The sequence below is a fragment of the Streptomyces sp. NPDC048411 genome (assembly GCF_040704695.1).
Lineage (GTDB): Bacteria > Actinomycetota > Actinomycetes > Streptomycetales > Streptomycetaceae > Streptomyces.
On sequence record NZ_JBEZKL010000277.1, the window covers coordinates 1 to 3,088 of the forward strand.

The window sequence follows — 3,088 nt, forward strand, 5'->3', positions numbered from 1 at the left end:
CGACGCCTCGGTCTCCACGGCCAGCCCCTCCCCGATGATCAACAAACCCGACGATCATCCCAGCCCCAAGCTCGCCAGCTCAAGTTGACAATGCCGCGCGCGGAGGCGGCCCTCAGGCCAGCTCGGGGGACATGGCGGCGGCCATCTTCAGGTGTACGGCTGCCTCGTCGCCTCTGCCGAGGCGCTGGAGGGTACGGCCGAGCATGAGCCGCGTGTACGAGTCGTCGGGGCAGTCCTCCACGAGCCGCCGCAGCACCTTGTGGGCCTGGGAGAGCTGGGCCGAGTGGAAGTAGCCGCGGGCGGCGAGCTGTCGGACGTTCAGGTCGTCGCCGTGATGGTCGAGCAGCGGCCGGAGCAGGGTCAGGGCGCCCAGGGGGTCGCGCTGCTGGAGCAGGGACTCCGACCAGCGCAGCCGCTGGACCTCCTCGGGCATCTCGCGGGGGCGTACGTCCGCGGCCGCGGTGAGGAAGTCGGTGATCACCTCGGGCGGCTGAGCGCCGGCGAGTGCCCGGTCGCCGACCACGATGGTGGGCGAGGTCGCGATGCCGCGAGCCTTGCCGATCAGGAGGAGTTCGCGCACCTCGCGGTCGGCGGCGCCGTCGTCCAGGAGCGTGTCGGCGGCGTGGATGCCGGCCCGCTCGGCGATGGAGTGCAGCAGGCTGCGATCGCCGATGTTGTCACCGTCGAGGAAGTGCGCCTTCATCACCTGCTCGACGACCTCGCCCTGGAGGGTGCTGCCGCCGTGCTCGTAGGACAGGGTGACCAGGCGGTGCGCGTCATGACTGCTGGCGTGCCATACCTCTCCCCATCCGGGACCGAACCCCTCCTCGGCGGCGATCCGGGACACGAGCCCCCGGCTGTCCGCCGTGGACGGACCGACGGCGCAGGAGGTCGCGGTGCCGTCGGCCACCGCGTGGGCGGAGGTCTCGTCCAGCCGGGTGCCGTGGGCGGGGGCGGTCGGGTCGATCCGGTACGGCCGCCACACCACCTCGGCGTCCAGGCCGGCCAGCGCCGGCGCGGCGAGCGCCTTCTCCAGCCGCCGCTTGCCGATGTACGCCCACGGGCAGACCACGTCAGCCCACACGTCGATGCGCACGGCGGTCGCCTCCTGTCCCGTCCTCCCGTCGCGCAGCGCATGCTCCTCGCTGACGAGCTCGGCCATGCGGTGGTGGATGTCCTGGTCCTGCACAGGGAGTGCCTTTCTCGGGCCGGAGCTGATCTGATCACGCCCGGCGGTGCTCATGGGTGGGTGCGGCATCGGGTTCCGGCGGGCGGGCCTGGCGCTCCGGGCCCGCTCTCCCCTGATGTCGCCGTCTTGGTTCGGGCTGCCGCCCCTACTTCTGCTGCTCCGCTGCGATCTGCTGGCGTACCTCGTCCATGTCGACCTTCCGCGACTGCGCGATCAGGTCTTCCAGTGCGTTCTCGGGCAGGGCGCCGGGCTGGGCGAAGATGGCGACCTTGTCGCGGATGATCGCGAGCGTCGGGATCGACTGGATGTCGAACGCCTGCGCGAGCTCCGGCTGTGCCATGGTGTCGACCTTGCCGAAGACCAAGTCGGGGTGACGCTCGGACGCGGCCTCGAAGATCGGGCCGAACATGCGGCACGGCGGGCACCAGTCCGCCCAGAAGTCGATCAGGACGAAGCCGTTGTTCGAGACGACCTCGTCGAAGTTCTCCTTGGTGAGTTCCAGGGTGCTCAACGGTTGCTGCCTTTCAGAGGGAAGTTCTCGACCTCGGTGGTGTTCATCAGCTCGCCGCCCGCTTCCACGGAGGAGGCGATCAGCAGCGGCCGCAGATTGGCGCGGGCGGCGTAGAGGGCGGCCGTGTAGCCGGCCGGGCCGGAGCCCATGACGATGATCTGCCGCACGGGAAGATCCCTTCTGTTTCCGGAAGAGCCGCCGGAACGGGCCTTCTGGTGTGCTCCAACACCCGACCTCGGTCAGGTATTCCACATGCACGCATTTTGTATCCCAGTTACTGTGTGCTGTGAACGTGTGCGGAGGGTGCATGCTCCGGCGGTTACCCGCCGACGGGCCTGGTGTGCGGAGGATGGGGTCATGTCGACAACCGAGAGCGCGTCCGAGCGGGCCTACGCCGCCATCCGCGAGGGCATCCTCGACGGAACGCACCGACCGGGCACGATGCTCGGCGAGGCGGGGCTCGCCGCCGAGCTCGGTGTCAGTCGTACCCCGGTGCGGGCCGCTCTCGTCCGCCTCCAGGACGAGGGCTGGATCACCGTCTACCCCAAGCGCGGCGCTCTCGTGCGCGGACTGAGCGAGAAGGCCGTCAGGGACCTCGCCGACGCCCGGCTCATCCTGGAAAGCACAGCCGTCCAACGAGCCACGACGGAGCGCAGGGCCGCTCTTGCTGCGCAGCTGGAAGAGGGCATCGACCGGCAGAAGCAGGCACTCGCCGCCCGCGACCTCAACTGCTTCGTCGAGCTCACGATCGCCTTCCACCGCTCCTTCGTCGAAGTTGGTGACAACCTGGTCATGCTCGAACTCAACGACAGGATCGCGGACCGCCAGCGGTTCCTGCTCTTCAGCTACGGCGAAACGCTCCTGGCCCGCTGCGCGGACATCATCGCCGAACACGCGGAGCTGATCGCCCGGTTGCGTGCCGACGACGTCCAGGGCTTCTCGGACGTTCTGCGGTCCCACGTCGGTGACACGTACGGTTCCGACGTGAGCCACATGCACGTCTGAGAACGGCCCGCTCGGCGACAGCCGTTCACCGAGTGCCACGGACGGCCGCGACGACGGCCAGGAGCGCGAGGGATTTTGTTGTCAAGTTCCTGTCGCTGTACGCGAGTTGACGTGCGCTGGGGACGATTTCGGCCGGGCCGGGGGCATCCTGGTCAGACGGTCGTGAGGGCTCCGGAGACGGTCTTCCAGATGCGGAACCGTTCGGTCATCTCGGTGCGGTAATCACTTGCTTTGATCAGATGGCGTCGGGGTCGGAAGTGGCTGGAGATCCGGCTGAAGGTGGCGAGTAACCTCTGGGCCGCTCCGCTGGAACGGAAGCCCTTCATAGCGCGCTCGCGCTGCCTCGTGGGCTGATGACTGTTCTCGGCCCTGTTGTTCAAGTA

General features: G+C 68.6%; 4 protein-coding genes and 1 pseudogene. 1 reads left to right on the forward strand and 4 read right to left on the reverse strand.

The window, feature by feature from the left end; genetic code table 11:
• Positions 1–112: 112 nt before the first annotated feature.
• The 3 genes and pseudogenes from AB0915_RS38805 to AB0915_RS38815 form a co-directional block, all read right to left on the reverse strand.
• Positions 113–1,189: a DsbA family protein gene (locus AB0915_RS38805; protein WP_366696067.1), complete on the reverse strand. Its 1,077-nt coding sequence runs from the start codon at positions 1,187–1,189 to the stop codon at positions 113–115.
• Between the two features lie 145 nt (positions 1,190–1,334).
• The gene (locus tag AB0915_RS38810; protein ID WP_366696069.1) at positions 1,335–1,700 is read right to left on the reverse strand and encodes a thioredoxin domain-containing protein; all 366 of its coding nucleotides are present in this window, start codon (positions 1,698–1,700) and stop codon (positions 1,335–1,337) included.
• Between the two features lie 17 nt (positions 1,701–1,717).
• Positions 1,718–1,849: pseudogene (locus tag AB0915_RS38815) on the reverse strand (thioredoxin-disulfide reductase); the annotation flags it as partial.
• A gap of 208 nt (positions 1,850–2,057) precedes the next feature.
• Here AB0915_RS38815 and AB0915_RS38820 point away from each other — a divergent pair.
• Complete coding sequence (locus tag AB0915_RS38820; RefSeq protein WP_366696071.1) at positions 2,058–2,705, forward strand: GntR family transcriptional regulator; 648 nt, start codon at positions 2,058–2,060, stop codon at positions 2,703–2,705.
• A 152-nt stretch (positions 2,706–2,857) separates the two neighbouring features.
• On the opposite strand, the gene AB0915_RS38825 is transcribed toward AB0915_RS38820, so the two are convergent.
• A partial coding sequence (locus AB0915_RS38825) for a DDE-type integrase/transposase/recombinase (protein ID WP_366696073.1) occupies positions 2,858–3,088 on the reverse strand: 231 nt, incomplete at its 5' end.

Bases quoted from the DNA above. Each gene is read 5' to 3' on its own strand.
- AB0915_RS38820 (WP_366696071.1), top strand. From the start codon at position 2,058: ATGTCGACAACCGAGAGCGCGTCCGAGCGGGCCTACGCCGCCATCCGC.